Source organism: Daejeonella sp. AP26 (assembly GCF_056680515.1).
In genome coordinates this window covers 1,006,394-1,029,744 of sequence record NZ_CM155286.1, presented here as the reverse complement: position 1 = coordinate 1,029,744, position 23,351 = coordinate 1,006,394, and the positions used below count along the sequence as shown (strand labels likewise).

The following is a 23,351-nucleotide window of genomic DNA, read 5'->3' as shown; positions in this document are numbered from 1 at the left end:
CTGCTAAATCAGCAGGTATATTATTCTTAAAATACGAATCCCATGAAAAAGCTAATTTTCTTTATAAGTGCGCTATTAATAAGTGCTTCTTCTTATTCACAAATATTAAACCCGGTAAAATGGTCTTATGCCACAAAAAAAACCGGCAAAAACGAAGCAATAATTTACATGAAGGCTACTATAGATAAGGGCTGGCATATCTATTCTCAACATGTAGCAGTTGGAGGACCTGTAAAAACTTCCTTTACTTTTAGTCCTTCAAAAACATACAAATTAACGAGCCGCACACTTGAACCAAAGCCCCTCACCAGTTTTGAAAAAGTATTTAATATGGACGTTAGCTATTTTTCAAACACTGTAATTTTCCAGCAAAAGGTAAATTTTTCAAAAGCTCCCGCAATTGTGAAGGGGAATATCGAATACATGGCATGTAATGATAAACAATGCCTACCACCTGCGGATGTGAAATTTAGTATTGCGTTAAAATAAAAAAAAATAAAACCAAGATTACATTAAGCATCTCATGAAGATTATACTGATTAATTTCTTTCTGATTCTGTCGATTTGGACTAATGCTTTTAGTTCTTCTATTGAAGAAAAAGAGGATGTTGCAACAGACAGCATAGAAAACCTGGAATTTACACCAATAAGCCCTGAGAATGGAACTATTGAAGAAGCAGAAAGCACCAAACGAGATTCAATTAAGCCACTTGAAAAAGCTGTTGATCCTATAAATGAGCGAAATGATTCTTTATGGGCGGTGTTTATAGCCGGATTGATAGGAGGATTCGCTGCATTTTTAATGCCCTGTATCTTTCCCATGCTGCCACTTACAATAAGTTATTTTACAAAAACAGCATCTTCAAAGCGCGGATCTTTGATGCGTTCTGCCGTTTACGGCATTTCAATCATTGTAATTTATGTGGTATTAGGTTTACTGGTTACCCTGTTATTCGGTGCCGATGCATTAAATGCACTATCAACAAACGGCATTTTTAATTTCTTTTTCTTTTTGATGCTGGTAGTGTTTGCGGCTTCTTTCCTGGGAGCCTTTGAAATCACTTTACCATCTTCCTGGATAAACAAGATGGACGCCAAAAGCGAAAAAAGCGGGTTTGCTGGTATTTTCTTTATGGCCGCAACTTTAGCTCTTGTATCATTTTCGTGTACTGGGCCAATTATTGGCACTCTGCTGGTGCAGGCAGCATCAATGGGTAAATTAATGGCGCCAGCCGTGGGAATGCTTGGATTTGCTCTTGCACTCTCCATTCCTTTTGTTTTATTCTCAATGTTCCCTTCCTGGATGAGTTCCCTCCCACGCTCGGGGGGATGGTTGAATACAGTTAAGGTTGTGCTTGGCTTTTTGGAACTTGCCCTGTCTTTAAAATTTCTTTCAAATGTTGATCTGGCATACCACTGGCAATTGCTAGACCGGGAGATTTTTCTGGCATTATGGATCGTTATCTTTGGATTGATGGGACTTTATCTGCTTGGCAAACTCCGGTTTAACCATGATTCAGCTACTACTGTATTAACAATTCCCAGATTAATTTCCAGCATCGTGGCCATTGCATTTACTGTTTACATGATACCTGGTTTATTGGGAGCACCTCTAAAGGCTATTTCTGCATTTCTCCCCCCTCAGGCAAGTCAGGACTTTGATTTATATACTAATTCCATTTCTTTAAATCAGGATTCCGGGGCATTGCAGAAAACGAAAAAGAAATATGATGACATTTTTCACGCTCCCCTTAACCTGAATGCTTTTTTTGATTACGAAGAAGGAATGGCCTATGCAAGAAAGGTTAATAAACCAGTGATGATCGACTTTACAGGACATGCTTGTGTAAATTGCCGGAAAATGGAAACTACTGTTTGGCCCGAAAAGAATGTGTTAAGGCAGTTAAGGCAGGACTATGTTTTAATTCAGTTATATGTGGATGATAAAACAGAATTATCAGAAAACGAGCAAAAGGTATCTTCCTTTAGCGGAAAGAAACTAAAAACCATCGGAAATAAGTGGAGCGACTTCCAGGCAAGCAGATTTAAAACCAATTCCCAACCTTACTATGTTTTATTGGATCATGATGATGAAATGTTAACCAAGCCCCAGGGTGCAAATTATGATCCTGAAGCATTTGGGTCATTTCTGAATTCAGGAATGGAGCAGTTTGAATTGAATAATAAAAAATAATATGGACAATATAAATATTTTAATTCCAACCGATTTCTCCACCTTAAGTGAACAGGCACTATTAATGGCCGATAAACTTTCAGAAAAACTTCCTGTTAAAATTCATTTATTGCATGTAATTGAAGTCGGGAAATTTAATGAAGGTGGCATTCCCAAATTATCAGAAGCAATTAATCTGGCACGTGCTCTTTTCAAACCTTTACAAAATACCGGCAGAAATATTGAATTTTATATTAAAACAGGAGTGTTAACCGATCAGATTCATCAGGCAGCATCTGAAATCGAAGCTGATTTGATAATCATGGGAACAAAGGCCAGCGATGATTTTACCAAACTCAGATCAGGATTGGATGCACAGCATGTAACCGGAAATCTTAAGGTACCGGTTATTAAGTTGAAGCCCGGAGCTGACAATATCAATTTGAAATTGGCAAATATTCTCTTGATAACAGATTTTGAATATTTTGGTAAAGGCAGACAAATCAACCTTATTAAAAGAATCGCAGAAGCTTTTAATGGTACCATCCACTTATTGCAAATATTAAAAGAACGAGATGAGCGCTACATTGATCTCATAGAAGCTCAAATGAAATTCTTTGCAGAGGAACATCATTTTGAACGCTTTGAAATACACCTTTATCGTGATTATCCACTTGCGAGCAGTATGGAAAATTTTAGCAAAGAAGCGGAAATGGATATGGTCTGCATCAGAACTCAGGGTAAAAAAGGTATTGAACATTTACTTTTTGGTAGTATTACCAAATGCCTGGTCAATAATGTCAATAGACCCATATTAACCTTTAGATTAAGACAAAATGCTTGAATTACTTATTATACAGCCTTGGGGAAGGTATGCCCTTAAGCAGCTGGACTGTTATTAGGGGGTTCTTCTCTTACTTGGCTCTAAGACTAATGTAAGCTCTCAGTTTCTGGTAATTCTGATAATAAAAAATAACAATCACTGTTCAGGTAGGAAATCAAGAAGGATCAGGTCCTTAATGAAAAACATAGGATTATTGGGAGGCCTTTTATTTTTTTCATTCAATGGAGGCTTCCAATATTCTATGGACGAAATAATAAAAATCAAAAGGCAGTAAACATATAAAGGCAGTTTAACCTTATCACTAAGCATAAATAAAAGAAAAACTATTCTAAAAATATAAAGTATGAAAAAGGTATCAATCCTCGTAATTGCTATTGTTTTGGTTGCCCTGATTAACCCAGTTATAGCCCAGCAATTTACTAGGCCGTTTACCGGAGCAAAAGCTGCACATAAAAGCTATAAAGCCCTTTACGTCCTAAATAGTGGAGATGAAAAAAAGATTACCGGTACACTTAAAAACATAAAAAATGTATTTGAAGATCCGCGTTTGCAGGGGAAGCTTGAAATAGAATTAATTGTATTCGGCGATGGAGTAAAGGTTTACGAAAAAGCGGGCCCTTTTGAACAGACTTTGAAAGATCTGCAGGCAAAAGGAGTAATTCTCGCCCAGTGCGAAAATACAATCAAGGAACGGCAGATAGACAAATCCACCTTGTTCCCTTTCATTTCTTTTGTTCCCACTGCAAACGGAGAAATTATTATCAGGCAGTACCAGGGCTGGGCCGTCGTACATCCTTAGTAAAACCTGTTGCACTTTTAATTTACATTAATTTAAAAATATAGTTATGAAACATCTGCCGAAAGTACTATTGCTAACATTCTTTTTTATGACGACAACTGTTAAAGGACAGGATCACCGCTATGATCCGCCATGGAACAAACCGCCTGAAAGTACCGTTCAGTTTACCGTACCCGGAGTTGATAATGTGCCTGACTTGTATGGAGATATCAATGATCCTCAACTGGTGATATTCTTAGGTGGAAATCCATTTATGTTGCTGGATGACCTGCTTGCTGCTTTTAGAAAGGAACACCCGCAGTATCAACGGATTTTTGTAGAAACCCTTCCGCCGGGAATCTTGGCTAAACAAATTGAAAGCGGAAGTATAGTTATCGGGAATATGAGAATAAGCCTGAAACCTGACATATATATTGCCGGCAAGGGACGTATTGAAGAAACACCTCAATGGTTTAGCAGAACCGAGATGTTCGCAAAAAACCGTTTATCCATCATGGTAAGGAAGGGTAATCCCAAAAACATAAAAGGTTTGAAAGATTTGGGACTCAAAGATGTCAGGGTAAGTATGCCTAACCCGGCATGGGAAGGAATTGGTAAGCGTATCGAGGAATCGTATGTTAAAGCGGGTGGCGAAAGCCTAAAGAAGATGGTCATGGAAACCAAGGTAAAAGACAGCACAACCTTTCTTACCCAAATTCATCATCGCCAATCGCCCATGCGGATTTTGTACGAACACTCTGATGCGGCACCGGTTTGGTACACGGAAGTACATTATCAGAAAATGATCGGGAATCCGGTAGAAGAAGTAAAAATCCCGGCCAGCGAAAATGTGGTCTCTCAAAATGTAGCGGGGCTATTGAAAAAAGCACCCAATCCCGTGGCGGCAAAGTATTTCATGGATTTTTTGATAAGCCTTACGGCAAAAGCCATTTACAAAAAATATGGATTCATTACCGATTAGCACATTTGCTATGAAATAATATAGCCGTAAAGGTTGTGACTGGACCAGAAAAGAAATGGATAGCAGAAGCAAAAGAGAATGCTGATATAGTATTTGGTGTGGGGCAGAATATATCCTTACTCAGTTTACTGCAGATCATCCTAAATTGATTGATGCTTCCTCCCGCAACGAGCTCTACAAAAGAGCCGCTGCTATTTTGGTTCGACCCTGCAATCCTAAAAATATCCGAATGTAAAAGATCTCGCCAATCCCGGCATTAAACTTTTAGATGTAAACGGTGCAGGGTCAATTTGGTATGTGGGAAGATATTGCAGGTAATCAGAACCTGATTGCGGAAATTCAAAAAAATATAGGAAAGTCTTTTGCCAATAGTGCTTTAGGAATTGAAGCCTGGAAATCGGATAATTTATACGATGTCTGTATCGGCTATGCTTGCTGGTACATAGTTTAAAGGATGTAACAGATCTGGTTAAAATTCCGAAAAAACAAACGGTATACCGCGGTACTCCCGTTTCTATAAGTGCCATTACAGATCAGAAAGAAGTCGCATCGGCTTTTATAACGTTCATGAAATCTCCCGCTGGTCATACTATTTTTAAACAGTGGGGCTGGGAATAACCTAATCTTATGAAATTATCAATCGCTTATTTAAATGATGTACATGGTTACATGGAACCTCATCCTGAAGTTTTTTATAACGCAGAAAATCGGGAAATTAAAACAGCGGGCGGATACTCCCGAATCTACAGAATGATAAAGGGTATCCGGAGGCAAAATCCAAACACACTGGTTTTTGACGGTGGCGATACGTTTCATGGAACATTACCATTAGTCGAGTCAAAAGGCGAAGCTATTGTACCTGTCTTAAACAAAATTGGATTTAATGCCATGGTTGGACATTGGGACTTTGCTTACGGCCCTGTTCAATTGTTAAATCTGAACGGTCAGCTTAATTATCCGGTTTTAGGCATTAACGTTTACGGGAATGAAGGAAAACTTTTTCTTAAGCCCTATACTATAGTGGAAGTTGAAAATACCAAGATTGCTGTTATTGGAATATGCTCCAATATCATTGACAAAACAATGCCCGAACGGTTCAGTAAGGGATTAAAAATAACTGAGGGAACAGAAGAACTGCCTAAGTACATAGAGGAAGTAAAGGGTAAAGGGGCCGATCCTGTTTTTTTACTTTCTCACAACGGATATCCCCAGGATGTTAAAATGCTTTCCGGGATTAAAGGAATTGATGTTTGCCTGAGCGCACATACCCATAATCGATTATTTGAACCCACTATGGTTAATGGCACCATCCTTATTCAATGCGGATGCCATGGTTCGTTTTTAGGTCATTTACAGCTTGACATTTCAGACAACCGCATTCAAAGCTATCAATACGAACTTATTCCGGTTACGGAATCTGTTGACCAGGATAAGGAAATGGATGAAATGATCGCGGCAATCATGAAACCTTATCAAGATTTACAGGTAGAAACTATAGGTCATACTGGTGTTTTATTGGACCGTTATAATACGCTTAACTCCTCTATGGATGATCTTTTATTGCATGCGATAAAGGATGCCACCTCCGCTGAGCTTGCATTTTCAAATGGATGGCGTTATGGAGTTCCGATCCCCCCGGGCCGCATCAGTAAATGGGATTTGTTTAATATAATCCCCATGAATCCACCCGTTTCTATTGTGAAACTTACTGGAAAGGAAATCCTCAATATGCTTGAAGAAAACCTGGAACGCACTTTTTCTGCGGATCCAATGAAGCAAATGGGAGGTTATGTAAAAAGATGCCTGGGTCTAACTGCTTATATAAGGATTGAAAATCCAAAAGGGCACCGGATACAAGATATCTATATTGGGAAGGAACGTTTGAAACATGATGAAACTTACAAATCAGCTTTTGTCACCCAGCAGGGTGTAGCCGCTAATTTGGGAGCTAACAGAGTTGATTTACCTTTTACAGTAGTGGAAGCTTTAACGCATTTTTTACAAAAAAACAATCCTTACAATCCGGATAAATCACAAGTATTCTCTTTAATTTAGTAAGGAACGATATTTAAGAATCAGAGTATTTACCCTTAGCTCGCTTCTTCTTCGTACCTGCAAACACTGGCTGAACTGGATGACTGGAATGGAAAATTCTCTTCCAGCCGCATACAATTAACGGAAGTAGTACCAATACAGCCTGAAATACTACTTAGCACTTGCAATTATCCCAGCTCCCTGAGGCTGGGACAATTTTTTTTATACTTTCGGGCGACTTAATGCAGCCATTTAATAAAGTTGCGTTGAACCTCTACTTTGCCCTGCTGTTCCAGTTTCTTTAACAAGCGTGATACAACTTCCCTGGAAGTAGAAAGATCATTGGCAATTTCCTGATGAGTGAAATGAAGTTCATTGGTCTGAAGTACTTCATGCTGCTTTTTCAAATAAAATTCCAATCGCTCATCCATTGCTTTAAAAGCGATATTATCAATCATCACCAGGAGTTCTTCATATCGCTTGCGATAGGTGTCCATCACAAAATAATACCAGGTTTTGTAATCCCGCATCAGCTCATCCATTAAAGGAAGCGGAATAAGTAGGGCTACAGTTTCTTCTACTGCTTTGGCCATAACCTCACTGGTTTCCTGTCTGGCTGCGCAGATCATGGAAAGAGCACATGCCCCCCCCGGTTCTATATAATACATAAAAAATTCACTGCCTTCTTCCCTTTGGCGGTATAACTTCACACGGCCTTCTACGATAATCATTGTTGAGCGAAAATACTGGCCCATTTGCATCATTACGTCACCTGCACTAAATTCCTTAATACTGCAATTGGCTATCAATTTTTCCTTTAGGGCAGCCTCGAAATGGGCGAAAAACTTATTGATATAATCCGCAACTTTTATTGTATCATCCATAATATCTCTTTAGAAATGTCACTATTTATTATAATGTTGTCGAACTGTCCGGGTAGGGTCGCTTCTTTATAGCCACCTTCTTCAATTCCCTTAAGCCACTAAATCACTTTATACCGGATCGCTTTTATCATCCTCCCATACACAAATAGTTTTGCCATTGCTGAGTAAGTATACTCGCGGTGAAATTCCCTTTCCGATTTCAGTTGTTAATTCTTGTTCAAAATTCATAAACTCGATAAGACTTTTTTCTGCCAGGCCACAACTGTTATGCCCTTATTTTGAGCCATGCTCACATCCCGGCCTGTACCCAGTTTTTGCTCAGGCTTGTTTCCAGAGGAATAATAAATATCACTGTTTCTCCTCCAGGCAGCAGAAACGATTTCGCTTTCATTAATAGCTAGACCTTCCCCATCCATCGGGCAGGCATTTAGCTGCCAGATTCCTTTTCCCGATTTATTCGGTAAGCTGAATGTTTCCCCGTTATTGTCCGAAACGGCATAATAAATATCTCTGGAGCCCATCAGTCAGTCGCGGAAACCAATGACGAGTTTATTATTATTGAACGAGATATTGCGTTTACAATATTAGCAAATATGTTCATCAGGAGACTGGTAACCCAAGAGGTTCTTATTCCAGGTCTTTGATTTCCCATTATCATTTCGTTCATACTGAAGGAAAGACCTCGGTTCAAAAGCTTTCGTTCTGTGACTATTGTCGCTGAGCTCGAATGTTTTTTAAGGCCGCATCTATACAGGTTTTTCATAGGGGAGTTATATCCGTTTTCAAGAAAACAATTCTTTAGGTGTAACGTAAATAAGTAATATAGTCACTCAAATTATTAGACAATGAAAAACAGCTTATTAATTTCAGGAATATTCCTTGCAATTTCTGGTTGTGGAGGAAAAAACACAGGCTCCAATGTGGATGTTCCCGGGAGTGACAAGGATGCAAAGTCAAAAACTTTAGAGATTGGCGCTGATCTTTTGCAAAGTAAATCGCCGCTAAAGAAAATCAACGCCTATCTCGACGGCTTTCACTTTTATAATGGGAACATAAACGCCCAAATGGAGGCACATCATTATGTTTCCCAGTTAAATGAAGATTTTCATCAGGCAATAATTTACGACGGCAATGATGAAGACGCAAAGATTATGGGTGTCGAATACATTATTTCCGCACGTTTGTTTAAAACTCTTTCGGATGAAGAGAAAAAGTTATGGCATTCGCATCATCATGAGGTAAAGTCGGGTACTCTTATTGCACCTGGAATACCGGAAGTAGCAGAGCACGAGCTGATGGAGAAGTTAGTTTCTACCTATGGGAAAACTATACATACCTGGCATACCGACCAGCAACGAACCTTACCTATAGGCTCCCCAATGATTATGATGGGGTTTACGAAAGACGGACAGCTCCATCAGCAACTTGTTGAAGAAAGAGACAAACGCTTTAATATCTCTACAGCTGAAAAGAAGAAAAACCGTCAGGATATTCCGATGCCTAAAGTAGACCCACTTGCAAATGCCTGGGAGAAAGGCCAGCTAAGGCAGTTCATCATAACCACCAAAGTTGACAGTGCTATGCATAAGCATCAGGGCCCGCCACAAAAAGAAGATAAAGACTCGCCTCAGCGTTGATGATGTAAAAAAGATAATCGCCACGATCCCCGACGGCTATTTCAAAGCTAAACTCTGTCCAGCACTTAAGATCAGTAGAACCTGATGCCGCTTTAATTGGTGTACGCACTCCGGAAGAATTTGCAGGAGGAATTATTGAAGGAGCAATAAATAATCCTATGGACGAATAAGAGATCCGCTTGCAGAAATGCCCACTGATAAATTTTCTTTATATTTTATGCCAGCAGCGAATGCGCGGCTACTTGGCACAACGAACTCTTGTTCAGGATGGGTTTGAGAATGTTTCCAATCAGATACACTGGGCTTAAATTAGGCCGTGGGAAGCATTGGATTTCTAACGATTCTGTCAACAGTAATTATCCAGGTCAGAATGCATTGCAACGTAAGAATTGAACTGCGCTTTTACTAAACAACCTTCCGCCATACTGGCAATTTAAGAAATTGCCGGACATCAGGAATAACGCCTGGCTAAGTGTGCCGGCCTTCTGTCCTGATTGTATTAGCTATATTTATCTCATAAGAAATTGACTGCTCACAATTATGATAATAAACCGCATTTCATGAAAAATAAAGCCATTCAGACTGAAATAGACGCCAGTTATTTATATCAAAAACTAGCTGAGCATGAAGAAGACGACACGATTGCCAGCGTCTTCAGGCAAATGAGCGATATTGAAAGAAGTCATGCAGAAGCGTTTGCGGCGAAAGAAAACCTAAGTTTAGAAGATTTAATTCGACCCTCCTGGAGGGCAAAAACGCTTAACCTCATTGGTAGGATTTTTGGCTATGACTATGTTCTTGGCGTTTTAATGGATAACCGAAAAGAGTATTTCCAATGCGGTGATCAGTGCCAAACAGAAGAACAAACTGAAGATCAGCGGCACCGAGACCACCCATGTCAAAATATTAAGGTCTATCCTTGAAAAAGAAGAAAAGGTAACGGGCATTCAGCTTTCAAAGTTTGAGTCGAGGCACCGTTCAGTTGGCGGAAACGCAATCAGGGCAGCGGTACTGGGTGGAAATGACGGGCTGGTATCCAACTTTAGCCTGGTGATGGGAATTGCCGGAGCTACCTCGGGTCAGGAAGGCGTTTTACTGGCAGGTGTTGCCGGTTTATTAGCCGGGGCACTATCAATGGCCTTAGGAGAATGGATCTCCGTAAAGAGCTCGCAGGAACTGTACGAAAACCAAATGCAGATAGAAATGGAGGAGCTGGAAACTAATCCTGAAGGCGAAAGGAAAGAAATAGCTTTAATCTATATAGCTAAGGGAATTCCTGAAGCCCAGGCTCATCAGATGGCTACTGAGATCATAAAAGATACATCGGTGGCCCATGAATTATTGGTTCGTGAGGAATTAGGGATAAATCCTGAAGAACTAAAAGGGTCAGCCATTGAGGCGGCGGTCTATTCCTTCATCCTGTTTGCGCTAGGTGCCGTTATTCCGGTACTTCCCTTTATGTTTACCAGCGGAATGCAAGCCGTATTGATCAGTGTAGCCTTCAGCGCCGTGGGTTTGTTTTTAATTGGATCCGCAATTACCCTGTTTACCGGCAAAAGCGTCTGGTTTTCGGGCTTTAGGCAGGTGATATTTGGTTTAGCTGCTGCAGCGGTGACATTCGGTATCGGGAGACTTATAGGAGTTTCATTGACTTAAAAAAAATTGTTATAAAGGATGAATGTATAAGCAATCTAGCTGTCAGTACTTTAATCTGTTCAATTTCCTCCTAAGTTTCGAGACCCTATAGCTTTGTAACATATGTAACCGAACTCTGCCATTGCATCTCAGATATTTGCATACATAATTTGCACACATGGAAATATTAGGATTCATATTGGCCGCTATAGTAGGCATCTCATTGGGTTTGATCGGAAGCGGCGGATCCATTTTAACAGTACCCATACTGGTCTATATAATGGGCGTTGATCCTGTGCTGGCCACCGCCTACTCCTTATTTATTGTAGGGGCCACTTCCCTGGTTGGCGGAGTTCAAAGCGCACTGCAAAAGCGAGTTGATTTCAAAACAGTGCTGATCTTTGGTATACCTTCCCTACTGGCAGTATATGCAACCAGAATGTGGTTGGTACCCATCATCCCAGCGGAACTTTTTTCAATCGGCAGTTTTGTTATTACCAAACCGATAGCCCTGATGCTCTTGTTTGCGGTGGTAATGATCCTTGCTTCGGTGAGTATGATCAGGCCCGGAAAAAATAAAGAGAGTGATGAGAATGGGCCCCTGTCCTACAACTACCCGATGATCTTACTTGAGGGAACTGGTGTAGGTATACTGACCGGAATGGTAGGTGCGGGCGGCGGTTTCCTGATTATCCCGGCACTGGTATTACTGGCTAAAATGCCGATGAAATTAGCGGTTGGAACTTCCCTGTTCCTTATAGCTATCAAATCATTAGTCGGTTTTATGGGAGACCTTCAGGGTAGCCAGGTGATAGACTGGAAGCTGCTTGGTGGTTTTACCGCTTTAGCTGTAATCGGTATCTTCGTAGGTATTGTATTATCTAAAAAGATCCATGGCGACAAGCTGAAAGTCGGGTTCGGCTGGTTTGTACTGGTCATGGGGATGTACATTATAGTAAAAGAAATATTCTTTCCCTCAATGGGAGGACATTAATGGTTGCTATCCTGGAGAAAGGAAATCTGGAGTATTGCTCCTATATTTTATTATTAACTTAGATAAATTAGATTAAGCAGTGTAATTTGAAAGAGTAGAAATTACTTACTGAATCGTAATCTGAATTAATATTTATCAATTCGAACAAACAATAGATCAATAAATCTTATGGCCTACAATCTAACAAAACAGGTAAAATATTCTTTCAATGAAGCTTTAGAAAAAACTATAGAGGCTTTGAATAAAGAAGGTTTTGGAGTTATTTCAGAAATAGACCTGAAAACTAAGTTTAAGGAAAAGTTAGATGTGGAATTTCGTGAGTACCGCATCCTGGGCGCCTGTAATCCAGCCCTTGCCCATCAGGCTATTGAGAAGGAGGATAAGATTGGTGTTTTGCTTCCCTGTAATATTCTCCTTCAGGAAAAAGACGAACAAACAGCCGAAGTTACGGCGGTAAATCCAATGGAAACAATGGCTTCGGTAAATAACCCAGAGCTGAAATCAATTGCCCATGAAGTAAGTCAAAGACTGCAAAGAGTGATAGACAGTTTGTAAACCCGTATAACAACATAATTACATTCGCTAGAGGCTTAACAAATTTAATTTCTTAGTTTTGCCGCAGTTACAATGTTGAAGCACCTAATAAATATCGATCGAAGTCAAAATAAAAAAACCAGACCGGTTTCTTTCATTTTGCTGGCGCTCTTTTTATTATCTGCCTGCCCTGTTAAAAAAACGATCAATCTTTGGTTATTTGAAAATGCGGGGGTTGAAAATTTAGCCCTGACAAAGAAAGTACCAACGGCAGGAAGCCATTTGATTTCAGACGCTGAACTCTGTAACGCATCTGACCAGGAAGTTTTCACAAATGATTCTTCCTCTCAGTCATCAAACACACCACTTTTTATATTTTCATTTTTTTTCCTGCTACCAGCTTTTTCGTTAAAAGCACTATTAGCTAAAAATCTCCATCACCATTTCCCCGAAGTCACCTTTTCTAAAGGCCTCACCCCTATTTATCTCAAAAATCGTCGTTTACTGATTTGATTTAATTTTTTTATCTCCTCTACGTTTTATTCGCTGTGTCCTTATGCAGTCGGAAAACTCAGATAAATAAATTATTCATTCCAGTTAACACAGATATATATGATAAAGCAACGGCTTTATCTGGCGGCCCTATTCTCTATAATCGTCAGTACTGAATCCTTTTCGCAAACCACAGAAGCATTTTCCCTGAAACAGGCCTGGCAAGCTGCTTTCGATAGTTATCCATCACTCGCCGAGAAACAGGCGAACTTTCAACTCGCTGAAGCTGAGAAACAGCAGGTAAAACAAACTTTTTTACCCTCTTTGCAGCTTCAGGTACAAAACTCATATGGAAGTTCCTCAGGCACTTCAGGGGCATTTTTCCCACTTCCCGGAACATTCAATGTGACCGGTCCTGTTGGTACCGGTACGGATGCGGCCTCATCGGGGAACATGTTTGGCTCGGCTCTGGCAGATTGGAAAATATTCGAATTCGGCCGGCGGCGGGTGGCTTTGAAAGCGGCTGGTTACGCCGTAAAGGAAGCCGGGAGTGAAATAAACGCAGCCAGACTAGAGTTGCAGATAAAAGTGTCACGGCTCTACATTAACATGCTTTACAATAAGGCGAAAGCAGATTGGGCCAGCCAGAATGCCGCCCGTGTTAAAAAGATCCTCGACCTTTCCGCCAGTTTAACTAGTGCCGGTCTGAAACCAGGTGCAGACACCCTGCTTGCCTCCGCCACTTACCTTCAAACACAGGCCGAGTTGAACGAATGGGAAGGTAAGATGTTGTCGAGCAGGATCCAGTTCACTGAAGTTGTTCCTGCTGCTCCACAAAATTCGACGATAGTAACCACTAGATTTCTGAACGCATCTACGGGTTTGCTCGCAGCAGATTCAGTTGGTAACAGCCATCCTTATCTGGACGGGATCAGCCAGCGAATCCTGCAGAATCAAGCCCTGCATGAGCTTTCTGCCCGTAAAATATTTCCCTCTATCTCGATATTAGGAGGAACGTCTTTCCGCGCAAGCGGTATCAGCGACGAGTTGGTAGATAATAGCTGGCCGGCCAGTTTCAACAATGGCACCAACAACTACCTGGTTGGTATCGGCCTTACCTGGAATATCAGCAATATTTATACAAGCGGCATCGAAAAGAAGATGGCCGCTCAGCAAGTGAATGCCAGCAAGAGTCGCTATGAGTTGAAGTTGTTACAGCTTCGTACAGGGTTACAGTCCTCAGAGTCACGCATTAGCACGCAAATAAAGCAAGTAAATAACACTTCCAGGGCTGTTGTAAATGCTCGTTCGGCCTATGAACTCTATTTATCAAGGTATGAAAACGGGTTGATCAATTTAATCGAGTTGCTTCAGATTGAACTGTTATTGCAGCAATCTGAAAAAGTAAATATTGAAGCCTACCAGCAATTATGGGATCAGGTGATCATTAAATCTGAGCTTTCAGGAAACTTCAGTGATCTATCCAATCAGTTTAATTAAGATACTACATGAATATTATACGGTTCGCTTTACGAAAGCCCACAACCATAATGGTTGCCATACTGGCAATTGCCTACTTTTCTTTTACTGCAATAAAAAAGATAAATGTCGATGTCTTTCCAGCCATAGAGTCTCCTGCAATTTACATCGCTATGCCCTATGGCGGACTTACACCCGCCTACATGGATGGCTTTATGGCTAACGAGTTTCAAAAGGTGCTCATCTTTGTCAGCGGTGTAAAGGACATTGATTTTAAGAGCATACAGGGCTTTACCCTGATGAAGCTTACCTTTTACCCCGGCTCTGATATGGCGCAGGCCGCGGCAGAGGTGTCAACCCAGGTATCCCGCGCCATGGGGTTTCTACCACCCGGAGCTGTCCCGCCACAAGTAGTTCGCTTTGACGGCAGCTCGTTACCGGTTGGTCAGCTGGCCTTTGAAAGCTCAAAAAGGTCAATCAACGAACTCCAGAATTTAGCTATGACTCGCGTAAGGCCCATGTTTGTTAATATCAGCGGGATTACTGCGCCTGCCCCTTTCGGAGCAAATGTTCGAACAATGGTTGTCAAAGTGAATCCCGAGCTGATGCAATCTTATGGCCTGTCAGCAGAAGAAATAACCACTGCTATAGCAAAGAATAATTTTCCTTCACCGGCCGGTAATATCCGTATCGGCGACCAGAACCTGATGAGTCCCGTCAATTCTATTGCTAAGGGACCTGAGGAGTTCTTGAATATTCCTGTCCGTTCGGGTTCTGGCACTACGATCTTTGTCAGAGATATTGGAACCGTTGAAGACGCAACAGACATTACCACCGGTTATGCAGTGGTAAATGGCAAGCGATCGGTTTATCTGCCAATTATAAAGAAAGCGGATGCCTCGACGCTTAAAGCGGTTGACAACTTGAAAAAGGCACTTCCCATGCTTAAAGCAGCCTTACCGGATGACGTGCAGGTAAAATATGTATTTGACCAGTCAGGGTATATAGAAAGGTCGCTGGATAACCTGATACATGAAGGAATACTTGGCGCAGTGCTTACCGGGTTGATGGTACTACTATTCCTTGGTGATAAACGGGGTGCCCTGATCGTAGTACTCACCATCCCCATCGCAATATTGTCGGCTGTGATTATGCTGTATATGTTTGGTCAAACGATCAATATCATGACACTTAGCGGGCTGGCTCTTGCTATCGGCGTACTGGTGGATGAGACAACAGTTACCATTGAAAATATTCACCAGCATTTTGAAATGGAGAAACCAAAGGAGAGAGCCATTCTGGATGCTTTATTAGAAATATCTATTCCAAAGCTGCTTATCCTCCTTTGTATTCTGGCCGTCCTGGTTCCATCATTTCTAATGACGGGGATTCCTAAAGACATGTTTCTTCCGCTTTCAATGGCTGTTGCTTTCGCCATGATCGCGTCCTTTATAGCCTCTCAAACCTTCGTTCCGATTATGGCAAACTGGCTGATGAAGCCTGAACAGTTCCATCATCATCAAGGAAGCTATAAGAAGAAGAAGCTGACACGTTTTGAGAAATTTAAGCGCCAGTATCTGCTGTTAACCAGAAAGTTCGATCGCAATACGTGGAAAGTACTGAGTGCTTATGCGGTCAGTGTTATTGTGATAGTGGTGCTTAGCGTAATGTCAATTGGAACAGACATTTTACCTGCCGGCAACAGCGGGGATATTCAGTTGAGAATTGCTGCACCGCAGGGAACAAGGCTGGAAAAGACAGAGAAATATTTGAAGGATGTAACAACGCTGATCCATAAGAATTTGCCTGAGGGTGCCATCAAGATCACTTCCTCTTTCGCAGGCTTACAGCCGTCGGCAACAGCAATTAATCCAATCTTTTTATTTACAAGTGCGTCACACGAGGCCGTATTACAGGTGTCCGTTGATCAGTATATATATGACCAACCGATGGTTGATCTGAAGGACCAGATCAGGAAAGATGTAAAACGTGAGTTTCCGGAACTCCAATTAACCTTTGAACCGATGGAAATGGTCGAAAAGATCATGAGCCAGGGTGCATCTACTCCCATACAGATAAAAGTAGCTGCCGGACCTTTGAAGGTGGCGGCTACCCATGCGGCAAAAATTGAAGCTGAGTTAAAGAAAAATACCTTCCTGCGAGACGTACATATCGCTGAGCCCCTTCAATATCCCGGTGTTCAGATTAATATCGATCGTGAACTTGCAGCTCAGTTTGGCTTAACCCTGCAAGATGTAACCAAAGCACTAACACTGGCCACATCGTCCACACGATTCACCAACAAAAACCTGTGGATGGACCCGAAATCCGGACTGGTCTTCCAGGTGCAATTGCAAATTCCTGAAAAAGACATGCAGTCATTGGAAAGCTTGCGTTCCCTACCCTTAAAATCCGGCTCTTTAAGACCAGTTCTGGAAGATGTGGCTCAACTGCAAATGATGAAACTTGCTGCTCAGGTGAACCGACAAGGGCCAAACAGGTATGTAACGGTTCTGGCCAATACCCATAAACAGGATCTCGGAGCTGCTTCAAAGGCAGTTAAAAAGGCGATTAAGGACGCCGGTGATCCACCCCGTGGAGTATTGATCAAAACCGAAGGAACCTTGCAATTACTTGACGAGACGTTGAGTGGCTTGCAGACAGGGCTGCTTGTCGCAGTGGTTGTAATCTTCCTGATGCTTGCCGGATTCTACCAATCCTTTGCATTGTCAGCGATTATTTTGTCGGTAGTGCCTGCGGTGCTCGCCGGCAGTTTAGTGATGCTGCTTTTATTCGGAAGCACCTTAAATCTTCAATCCTATATGGGGATCATCATGTCTGTCGGAATTTCAGTATCTAACGCGGTGCTCATGATAAATCAAGCCGAGCATAACCGATATCAAAGGGGATTGAACGCTCCGATAGCTTCCTTTTTAGCTGCATCGTCCAGATTGAGACCAATCATAATGACAACGCTGGCAATGATAGCCGGAATGATGCCGATGGCGGTGGGTATGGGAGACGGCGCTGAACAGGTTGCCCCACTTGCTCAGGCAGTAATCGGCGGGTTAATTTTTTCAACGCTGACCACTTTATTAGTTCTGCCGCATTTGTTCACATCGGCGCGGAACAATTCAACCCGAATAAGTAACTCGCTGGACCCTGATGATACAGAAAGCCAGTTTGCACTTGATCAACATATAAAAGAAAGAACCATTTTAACAAACTAACCTTATGTACTTTAAAAATATCCTAGTATTTATTATTACAATCAGTATTGCCGGGCTTTCAGCCTGTTCGCCGGGAGAAAGTGCTAATGCTAGTCGGGTTCCGGACGACAAAAAAAGCCTGGAGGTGGAAATAGTATACGCTATATCTGATCGTCCGGTATACTCACTCTCACTACCGGGTGAATTAAAACCTAATGAGCAAGTTGATATCTTTCCAAAAGCAAAAGGATTTATCAAACAAATATTTGTCGACCGCGGAAGCAAGGTAAAGAAAGGGCAGTTATTGGCGGTATTGGAAGCCCCGGAAGTTAGCCAGCAGTATCTGTCGGTTCAATCCGATCAGCGAAAATTGTATGAAGATTATCAATATAGCAGGCAGGCTTTTCAACGTCTGAACAAGGCAGCACTAAAAAGCGGAGCCGTCGCGGAAATAGAACTTGATCGGGTCAGAGCGAAGTATCGGAGTGACAGCGCTGCCTACATGGCGGCTAAAGCAAAGACCAGTGCTTCCGGACAATTAGAAAAGTATCTTCGAATCACCTCTCCTTTTGACGGGACGATCATGGATCGGAATGTTTCTGTTGGTGCCCTGGTAGGCGAAAACAATCAGAAGCCCTTGTTCTCTCTTGCTCAGCAGGATGACCTGCGCTTAATGGTCGCCATTCCGGAAAAGCATGCTCAATCAATGAATCCGGAGACAAAAGTGACCTTTACTGTGTCTGGCAGACCGGGAAAGGTATATAATTCAAAGCTGTCTCGAAATAGCGGTCTTCTGGACGGGACAGCCCGGGCTATAATGGCCGAGTTTGACGTTGAGAATTCCTCACAAACGTTAAAAGGCGGCGAATATGCCCAGGTTAACCTTAAACTGCAAAGACCAGATTCCACTTTATGGGTTCCGGCAACAAGCTTAATTCATACCCAGACCGGCATCTTTCTGCTCACACTGCAAAACGGGAAAGTTCAACGTGTGCCGGTTATTGAAGGTACACGGCGTGATTCTTTGCAGGAGGTGTTCGCCAATATTAGTGTCAAAGATCAGATTGTGAAAAAAGGTTCCGAAGAATTGGAAGAAGGAACGGCAGTCTCAATAAAAAAGTAAGAATAGTATAAATCGAAAATCATGAACATAATTAAAAGTTTAAAATCAAATATTGGGTTTGTTATCACCCTTATCTTCATTTCTATCCTGGTATTTAGTCCGAAGGCTAAAGGTCTTCTGATGACCGGAATGGTCAGAACCGGATTGTTTGATGCGGATATAACTGGCTTAGAACCGAAGCCTGGGGCTGTACCTACCGCTGAAACAACCGGCGAAAATTTACCAGTTGTTTCATCCGCACTCTTTACATCGTCGGAAGGGATTACCATCGATTTGGCCAGGTTAAAGGGTAAAGTTGTATTTCTGAATTTCTGGACTACCTGGTGCCCTCCCTGCATTGCAGAGATGCCATCAGTAAATCGCCTTTACAGTAAGTTTAAGAATAACAAAAACGTGGTCTTTGTGCTGGCAGATGCTGATGGTAAACTTGAAAAGTCCACCGCTTTTATGAAGAAGAAAAAATACGATCTACCGGTTTACATCCCGACAGGGGAAATACCCGAACAATTATTTCGGGGAAGCCTACCGACAACGGTCATTATTAATGCAAGAGGAGAAATTGTGTTTGCGCATGAAGGGATGGCTAATTATGATACACCGGAGATGGAAAAGTTTCTAAATGAGTTGTCAAAGTAAACTTGGTTTGCTTTCTCCGGCACAGCAATAAGCTTTTACAGACAACGATCCGGACGGCGGTGAATATTCGTCGCCGCCGGTCCGGATCTTTCCAATCAAAGACGTAGATAGAGAATAGCATTTTTGATAGACTGTCATCAATGCGAGCGCACTTGCAGGAATATGGGAGTATTAATTTTATTCACACTATTAAGCTAATTGATCACCCTACTGGAAGTGTCTTTTTAGCATTTAAATAGAATCTAGTTTCGTTCATATCAACTGAATTTTCAGACTATTTCGAGAATCTATTCTTAACTTTAATAAGAAAGCGCCACTTACCTGGATGTCCAATTTGAGCATTTCTTTTAACCGGTGGTTTTTATATTGCTTAAAAATCCCGAATGTAACTTTTGTTACCTCTAGAACCTTACCCAACAGTTAAATTTATACTTAGCTTATTTAACCAATTACATGCGTGCATGCATATTGGGACTGGTTAAACCGATTAAAGCGTATTGGAATGTCTGGAAATCAACTAAAAGTAGAAATTGAGAAGGCTATCCTCAGCATTTCTCGTTCGGTGGTCATTATCGCTGGCCTGTTTATCGTTGTTGCCCTTGTTTTTATAGGGACTTTGATAGATTTAGGTATGCGGACTGGTCAAAGCTCTCATGCGCCGACAGATCAACCGTCTTTATCAGGGCCTGCCGTATCTCCCGTGGCAGCACAGCCTCAATCTGTAGAGGTCTCAACTACGCTGTGGAACGCTCCGGAAGCCAGCACATTGCCCGCCGGAAAGGCTGGTGAGGAAATCCTTTACGGCAAAGATCTCATCGCTAACACTTCCGCTTATTTCGGCCCCAATGGCAAAGTTGCAGCCATTAGTAATGGAATGAACTGCCAGAATTGTCACCTGGATGCCGGTGCAAAACCCTGGGGTAATAATTATTCGGCCGTATATTCTACCTACCCTAAATTCAGGGCCCGTTCAGGCACCAAAGAAACTATAGTAAAACGAATTAACGATTGCTTTGAACGCAGTTTAAACGGCCGGGCACCAGATAGTGCCGGCAAAGAGATGAAAGCAATGCTGGCCTATATGCAGTGGCTGGGCACCGGTATCCAAAAGGGGCAAACCCCCGAAGGTGCCGGAATTCAAAACCTGGTTTATTTAGACCGTGCAGCCGATCCTAAGAAAGGGGCAATCGTTTACAGTGGTAAATGCCAATCCTGCCATGCACAGAACGGCGAAGGATTGGCAAATCCGGATAAAACCGGTTACCTCTACCCTCCTTTGTGGGGAACACACAGCTACAATGACGGGGCCGGCTTATTCAGACTTTCAAGGTTCGCCGGTTATGTTAAAAACAATATGCCTTTAGGGACCACTCATGATAACACACAGCTTAGCAATGAGGAAGCGTGGGATGTTGCAGCCTACGTGAATTCACAAACCCGCCCTCATAAAAATCAGAAAAACGACTGGAAGGATGTCAGTAAAAAACCCATAGACTTTCCGTTCGCTCCCTATGCCGACAAGTTTTCTGCGGCCCAGCATAAATATGGACCCTATGAGCCAATCGAGAAATTTTATAAAAGTGCCAACTGACCGAATATATCAGGTCAACAAAAATCAACCAACAAAACCAAAGTCAATGTCAAATACTAAAACTTTAAGTTGTGATTGTAATACAAGACGCGATTTTATAAAAACTGCCGGTCTGGCGGGACTTGCTTTAGCAGGTCTTCCACAGATCGCCTCTGCCATCACGGGAGATGATTATCAGGAGAGGGAAATATTAAGAAGCAAGACATTGCAAAATGGTAAAGCTCAACGGATCACTTTACTGCATACAGCAGATATTCATTCTCAGCTGGATACTCATGATGAGTTTTTTTGGGAAGGAAATCAGCCCGTGTACAAAAAGCGCGGTGGTTTTGCTGTCCTGCAAACGATGCTTCAGACTTTGAAGGCACAAAATCCGGGGAATACCCTGATCATTGATGGCGGCGATTGTTTCCAGGGCGGTGGCGTCGCTTCTTTAAGTGAGGGACAGGCCATCGTACCCTTGATAAATCAAATGGGCTACGACCTTATCCTTCCCGGCAATTGGGAGGTTGCTTATGGCAAGGAGATGATGCGCAAAGACCTCGGTAATTACCAGGCTCAGAAAATTTGCGCGAATATGTTTCACGATACGAAGGATCGTGAGAATGGCGAATTAATGTTTCCCCCTTACTGGACTACTTTGCTGGCGGGGATCAAAATAGGTTTTATTGGATACAATGATCCTTTAACTCCAAAGCGCCAGTCGCCGGCATACAGTGAGGGTATAAAATTCACAAAACCGGAACTGAATGTGGCAAAATATATTCGCTATCTGAAGGATTACGAAAACTGTAAAATGGTATTCCTTGTAACCCATATAGGCCTGGCCCAGCAGGTGGATCTTGGTAATAACAAAGAAATTGAAGGAGTGGATTATATCCTGGGAGCCGATACTCATGAACGGGTACGCGTGCCGATTGACGCTAAATATGCTAAGGTTACAGAACCCGGAGCTTTTGGGTCTTTCATCTCAAAACTCGATATTGTTATAGAAGACGGAAAGATAAAAGATCATAATTACCAGTTACTGGATGTAGATCCTTATAAATACAAGCCCGATACGACCATGTTAGGCCTTGTTGGGAACGCCAAGGAGCCTTATAAGCACCAGCTAAATAAAGTGATCGGCAAAAGTACAGTCCCTCTTGTGAGGTACTATGTTCTGGAAAACCCGATGGATAATATGATTACAGATGCCATCATGTGGAAATTTAAGCCAGATATTGCGTTGAGCAATGGCTTCCGTTTCTGTCCGCCATTGGTACCTGATCCTAAGACCGGTACGTCGGAAATTAATGTTGATTTCCTATGGAGCATGCTCCCTGTAGAAAGTGATGCTAAAGGAGGAAAAATTACCGGTCAACAATTAAGCGACTGGCTGGAAAAGGAATTACACAATGTATTTTCAGAAAAACCGTCAGAACGTTTTGGCGGATGGGTAGTACGTTTTAGCGGTATGGAAATCAATTTCACAGCGTATCATGAAAAAGGGAAACGACTGAACTGGGTAAAAGTAAAAGGTGAACCTCTAATCAAGGATAAACTCTATAGTATTGTAGCATGTGAGCGTGAAGGAGATCCGGACGATACACTATGCCGCGTAGAGAATGTGAAAAACGCCAAAAAGCTTGGTTCTACATTGCATCAGATAATGACGGAATACCTGGCCGTCCATTCCCCTGTGTCACCAAAAATTGAAGGAAGGGTAACCGCAACTGATGTGCCGGCCGATTTATTATCACAACTGGAAGGCTATGACTATAAGTTTGTTTAAAATACCTGAAAAAAGCAGCAATATAAAATCGAAGAGAACATGATCATCAAAAAACTGGCGACGCTTTTTATTGTTGCCCTGTTAATTAACATAGCGCAAACAGCAACCGCCCAAAGTTCCAATAAAATCTTTCATGGAGCAGAGGCAACCTTAAGTAGCTATAAAGCACTTTATATTTTAAATGATGGAAACGAGAAAAAGATAAAGGCAACTTTCAAAAACATTAAGAACGTATTGGAAGACACCCGCTTAAAGGGAAAACTTGAAATTGAACTGATAGTTTTCGGGGATGCCGTGCAAGTTTACGCTAAGGATGGACCTTACGCTGGCGCAATGAAAGATCTTCATTTGAAAGGTGTCATTCTTGCTCAATGCGAAAATACCATCCGGGAAAGAAAGATTGATAAAAGCAGCCTTTTACCCATTATTTCATATGTACCGAGCGCCGCAGGCGAAATAATCATACGTCAGCACCAGGGCTGGGCTGTAGTACATCCTTAACCGTAATATTATTTATGATCTGTTGTGCCTAAAAACTTGAATAGATCAAAG

Annotated in this window: 23 protein-coding genes; 21 read left to right on the top strand and 2 right to left on the bottom strand. The window is 41.9% G+C overall.

Features of this window, described 5'->3' with window-relative positions; translation table 11 throughout:
- Window positions 1-42: 42 nt before the first annotated feature.
- The 8 genes from AC1MCB_RS04465 (at window position 43) to AC1MCB_RS04430 (ending at window position 6,832) form a co-directional block, all read left to right on the top strand.
- Window positions 43-489, top strand: a complete 447-nt coding sequence (locus AC1MCB_RS04465) for a protein-disulfide reductase DsbD domain-containing protein (protein WP_479967546.1) — start codon at window positions 43-45, stop codon at window positions 487-489.
- 34 nt (window positions 490-523) lie between these two features.
- Window positions 524-2,194, top strand: a complete 1,671-nt coding sequence (locus AC1MCB_RS04460) for a protein-disulfide reductase DsbD family protein (RefSeq protein WP_479967545.1) — start codon at window positions 524-526, stop codon at window positions 2,192-2,194.
- Window position 2,195: 1 nt separating this feature from the next.
- Window positions 2,196-3,017, top strand: coding sequence for a universal stress protein (locus tag AC1MCB_RS04455; protein WP_479967544.1), 822 nt, complete (start codon window positions 2,196-2,198; stop codon window positions 3,015-3,017).
- 343 nt (window positions 3,018-3,360) lie between these two features.
- On the top strand, window positions 3,361-3,816 hold the full coding sequence (locus AC1MCB_RS04450) for a DsrE family protein (protein ID WP_479967543.1): 456 nt from the start codon (window positions 3,361-3,363) through the stop codon (window positions 3,814-3,816).
- 46 nt (window positions 3,817-3,862) lie between these two features.
- The gene (locus tag AC1MCB_RS04445) at window positions 3,863-4,777 is read left to right on the top strand and encodes a molybdate ABC transporter substrate-binding protein (RefSeq protein WP_479967542.1); all 915 of its coding nucleotides are present in this window, start codon (window positions 3,863-3,865) and stop codon (window positions 4,775-4,777) included.
- A gap of 277 nt (window positions 4,778-5,054) precedes the next feature.
- The gene (locus AC1MCB_RS04440; RefSeq protein ID WP_479967541.1) at window positions 5,055-5,228 is read left to right on the top strand and encodes a hypothetical protein; all 174 of its coding nucleotides are present in this window, start codon (window positions 5,055-5,057) and stop codon (window positions 5,226-5,228) included.
- Window positions 5,210-5,395: a substrate-binding domain-containing protein gene (locus tag AC1MCB_RS04435; RefSeq protein ID WP_479967540.1), complete on the top strand. Its 186-nt coding sequence runs from the start codon at window positions 5,210-5,212 to the stop codon at window positions 5,393-5,395. The genes AC1MCB_RS04440 and AC1MCB_RS04435 overlap by 19 nt, the downstream gene beginning before the upstream one ends.
- Window positions 5,396-5,404: 9 nt before the next feature.
- Window positions 5,405-6,832 (top strand): bifunctional metallophosphatase/5'-nucleotidase, encoded by a 1,428-nt coding sequence (locus AC1MCB_RS04430; protein ID WP_479967539.1) that lies wholly within the window; start codon window positions 5,405-5,407, stop codon window positions 6,830-6,832.
- Window positions 6,833-7,050: 218 nt separating this feature from the next.
- Here the strand turns inward: AC1MCB_RS04430 and AC1MCB_RS04425 are convergent, their stop codons facing one another.
- Together AC1MCB_RS04425 and AC1MCB_RS04420 are read right to left on the bottom strand one after the other, a co-directional pair.
- Window positions 7,051-7,695 carry a Crp/Fnr family transcriptional regulator gene (locus AC1MCB_RS04425; RefSeq protein ID WP_479967538.1) on the bottom strand — a complete coding sequence of 215 codons (645 nt, stop codon included), beginning with the start codon at window positions 7,693-7,695 and terminating at the stop codon, window positions 7,051-7,053.
- 224 nt (window positions 7,696-7,919) lie between these two features.
- Window positions 7,920-8,216 carry a hypothetical protein gene (locus AC1MCB_RS04420; RefSeq protein WP_479967537.1) on the bottom strand — a complete coding sequence of 99 codons (297 nt, stop codon included), beginning with the start codon at window positions 8,214-8,216 and terminating at the stop codon, window positions 7,920-7,922.
- Between the two features lie 324 nt (window positions 8,217-8,540).
- Here AC1MCB_RS04420 and AC1MCB_RS04415 point away from each other — a divergent pair, with 324 nt between their 5' ends.
- From AC1MCB_RS04415 to AC1MCB_RS04355, 13 genes are all read left to right on the top strand, one after another.
- Window positions 8,541-9,332, top strand: coding sequence for an OBAP family protein (locus AC1MCB_RS04415; RefSeq protein WP_479967536.1), 792 nt, complete (start codon window positions 8,541-8,543; stop codon window positions 9,330-9,332).
- Window positions 9,333-9,892: 560 nt separating this feature from the next.
- On the top strand, window positions 9,893-10,255 hold the full coding sequence (locus AC1MCB_RS04410) for a ferritin family protein (protein WP_479967535.1): 363 nt from the start codon (window positions 9,893-9,895) through the stop codon (window positions 10,253-10,255).
- The gene (locus tag AC1MCB_RS04405; protein ID WP_479967534.1) at window positions 10,173-10,988 is read left to right on the top strand and encodes a VIT1/CCC1 transporter family protein; all 816 of its coding nucleotides are present in this window, start codon (window positions 10,173-10,175) and stop codon (window positions 10,986-10,988) included. The genes AC1MCB_RS04410 and AC1MCB_RS04405 overlap by 83 nt, the downstream gene beginning before the upstream one ends.
- A 157-nt stretch (window positions 10,989-11,145) precedes the next feature.
- A complete protein-coding gene (locus AC1MCB_RS04400) occupies window positions 11,146-11,961 on the top strand; it encodes a sulfite exporter TauE/SafE family protein (protein WP_479967533.1) in 816 nt (271 codons plus the stop codon).
- Window positions 11,962-12,129: 168 nt separating this feature from the next.
- Window positions 12,130-12,516 carry a DUF302 domain-containing protein gene (locus tag AC1MCB_RS04395; RefSeq protein ID WP_479967532.1) on the top strand — a complete coding sequence of 129 codons (387 nt, stop codon included), beginning with the start codon at window positions 12,130-12,132 and terminating at the stop codon, window positions 12,514-12,516.
- A gap of 138 nt (window positions 12,517-12,654) precedes the next feature.
- Window positions 12,655-13,008, top strand: coding sequence for a hypothetical protein (locus tag AC1MCB_RS04390; RefSeq protein WP_479967317.1), 354 nt, complete (start codon window positions 12,655-12,657; stop codon window positions 13,006-13,008).
- Window positions 13,009-13,107: 99 nt separating this feature from the next.
- Complete coding sequence (locus AC1MCB_RS04385) at window positions 13,108-14,487, top strand: TolC family protein (protein WP_479967316.1); 1,380 nt, start codon at window positions 13,108-13,110, stop codon at window positions 14,485-14,487.
- Window positions 14,488-14,495: 8 nt separating this feature from the next.
- Entirely contained in the window at window positions 14,496-17,696 is a 3,201-nt protein-coding gene (locus AC1MCB_RS04380; RefSeq protein ID WP_479967531.1) for an efflux RND transporter permease subunit, read from the top strand.
- A 4-nt stretch (window positions 17,697-17,700) separates the two neighbouring features.
- Window positions 17,701-18,798 carry an efflux RND transporter periplasmic adaptor subunit gene (locus AC1MCB_RS04375; RefSeq protein ID WP_479967530.1) on the top strand — a complete coding sequence of 366 codons (1,098 nt, stop codon included), beginning with the start codon at window positions 17,701-17,703 and terminating at the stop codon, window positions 18,796-18,798.
- A gap of 21 nt (window positions 18,799-18,819) precedes the next feature.
- Window positions 18,820-19,434: a TlpA family protein disulfide reductase gene (locus tag AC1MCB_RS04370; RefSeq protein WP_479967529.1), complete on the top strand. Its 615-nt coding sequence runs from the start codon at window positions 18,820-18,822 to the stop codon at window positions 19,432-19,434.
- 502 nt (window positions 19,435-19,936) lie between these two features.
- Entirely contained in the window at window positions 19,937-21,025 is a 1,089-nt protein-coding gene (locus AC1MCB_RS04365; protein ID WP_479967528.1) for a c-type cytochrome, read from the top strand.
- A gap of 46 nt (window positions 21,026-21,071) precedes the next feature.
- Complete coding sequence (locus AC1MCB_RS04360; protein WP_479967527.1) at window positions 21,072-22,799, top strand: bifunctional metallophosphatase/5'-nucleotidase; 1,728 nt, start codon at window positions 21,072-21,074, stop codon at window positions 22,797-22,799.
- A 39-nt stretch (window positions 22,800-22,838) separates the two neighbouring features.
- The gene (locus AC1MCB_RS04355) at window positions 22,839-23,300 is read left to right on the top strand and encodes a DsrE family protein (protein ID WP_479967526.1); all 462 of its coding nucleotides are present in this window, start codon (window positions 22,839-22,841) and stop codon (window positions 23,298-23,300) included.
- The last annotated feature ends 51 nt before the right edge of the window (window positions 23,301-23,351 follow it).

What these genes read in the sequence shown, in the direction of transcription:
- AC1MCB_RS04465 (WP_479967546.1), top strand. Translation starts at nt 43, where the DNA reads ATGAAAAAGCTAATTTTCTTTATAAGTGCGCTATTAATAAGTGCTTCT.
- AC1MCB_RS04460 (WP_479967545.1), top strand. Translation starts at nt 524, where the DNA reads ATGAAGATTATACTGATTAATTTCTTTCTGATTCTGTCGATTTGGACT.
- AC1MCB_RS04455 (WP_479967544.1), top strand. Translation starts at nt 2,196, where the DNA reads ATGGACAATATAAATATTTTAATTCCAACCGATTTCTCCACCTTAAGT.
- AC1MCB_RS04450 (WP_479967543.1), top strand. Translation starts at nt 3,361, where the DNA reads ATGAAAAAGGTATCAATCCTCGTAATTGCTATTGTTTTGGTTGCCCTG.
- AC1MCB_RS04445 (WP_479967542.1), top strand. Translation starts at nt 3,863, where the DNA reads ATGAAACATCTGCCGAAAGTACTATTGCTAACATTCTTTTTTATGACG.
- AC1MCB_RS04430 (WP_479967539.1), top strand. Translation starts at nt 5,405, where the DNA reads ATGAAATTATCAATCGCTTATTTAAATGATGTACATGGTTACATGGAA.
- AC1MCB_RS04425 (WP_479967538.1), bottom strand. Translation starts at nt 7,695, where the DNA reads ATGGATGATACAATAAAAGTTGCGGATTATATCAATAAGTTTTTCGCC.
- AC1MCB_RS04420 (WP_479967537.1), bottom strand. Translation starts at nt 8,216, where the DNA reads ATGGGCTCCAGAGATATTTATTATGCCGTTTCGGACAATAACGGGGAA.
- AC1MCB_RS04415 (WP_479967536.1), top strand. Translation starts at nt 8,541, where the DNA reads ATGAAAAACAGCTTATTAATTTCAGGAATATTCCTTGCAATTTCTGGT.
- AC1MCB_RS04410 (WP_479967535.1), top strand. Translation starts at nt 9,893, where the DNA reads ATGAAAAATAAAGCCATTCAGACTGAAATAGACGCCAGTTATTTATAT.
- AC1MCB_RS04400 (WP_479967533.1), top strand. Translation starts at nt 11,146, where the DNA reads ATGGAAATATTAGGATTCATATTGGCCGCTATAGTAGGCATCTCATTG.
- AC1MCB_RS04395 (WP_479967532.1), top strand. Translation starts at nt 12,130, where the DNA reads ATGGCCTACAATCTAACAAAACAGGTAAAATATTCTTTCAATGAAGCT.
- AC1MCB_RS04385 (WP_479967316.1), top strand. Translation starts at nt 13,108, where the DNA reads ATGATAAAGCAACGGCTTTATCTGGCGGCCCTATTCTCTATAATCGTC.
- AC1MCB_RS04380 (WP_479967531.1), top strand. Translation starts at nt 14,496, where the DNA reads ATGAATATTATACGGTTCGCTTTACGAAAGCCCACAACCATAATGGTT.
- AC1MCB_RS04375 (WP_479967530.1), top strand. Translation starts at nt 17,701, where the DNA reads ATGTACTTTAAAAATATCCTAGTATTTATTATTACAATCAGTATTGCC.
- AC1MCB_RS04370 (WP_479967529.1), top strand. Translation starts at nt 18,820, where the DNA reads ATGAACATAATTAAAAGTTTAAAATCAAATATTGGGTTTGTTATCACC.
- AC1MCB_RS04365 (WP_479967528.1), top strand. Translation starts at nt 19,937, where the DNA reads ATGTCTGGAAATCAACTAAAAGTAGAAATTGAGAAGGCTATCCTCAGC.
- AC1MCB_RS04360 (WP_479967527.1), top strand. Translation starts at nt 21,072, where the DNA reads ATGTCAAATACTAAAACTTTAAGTTGTGATTGTAATACAAGACGCGAT.
- AC1MCB_RS04355 (WP_479967526.1), top strand. Translation starts at nt 22,839, where the DNA reads ATGATCATCAAAAAACTGGCGACGCTTTTTATTGTTGCCCTGTTAATT.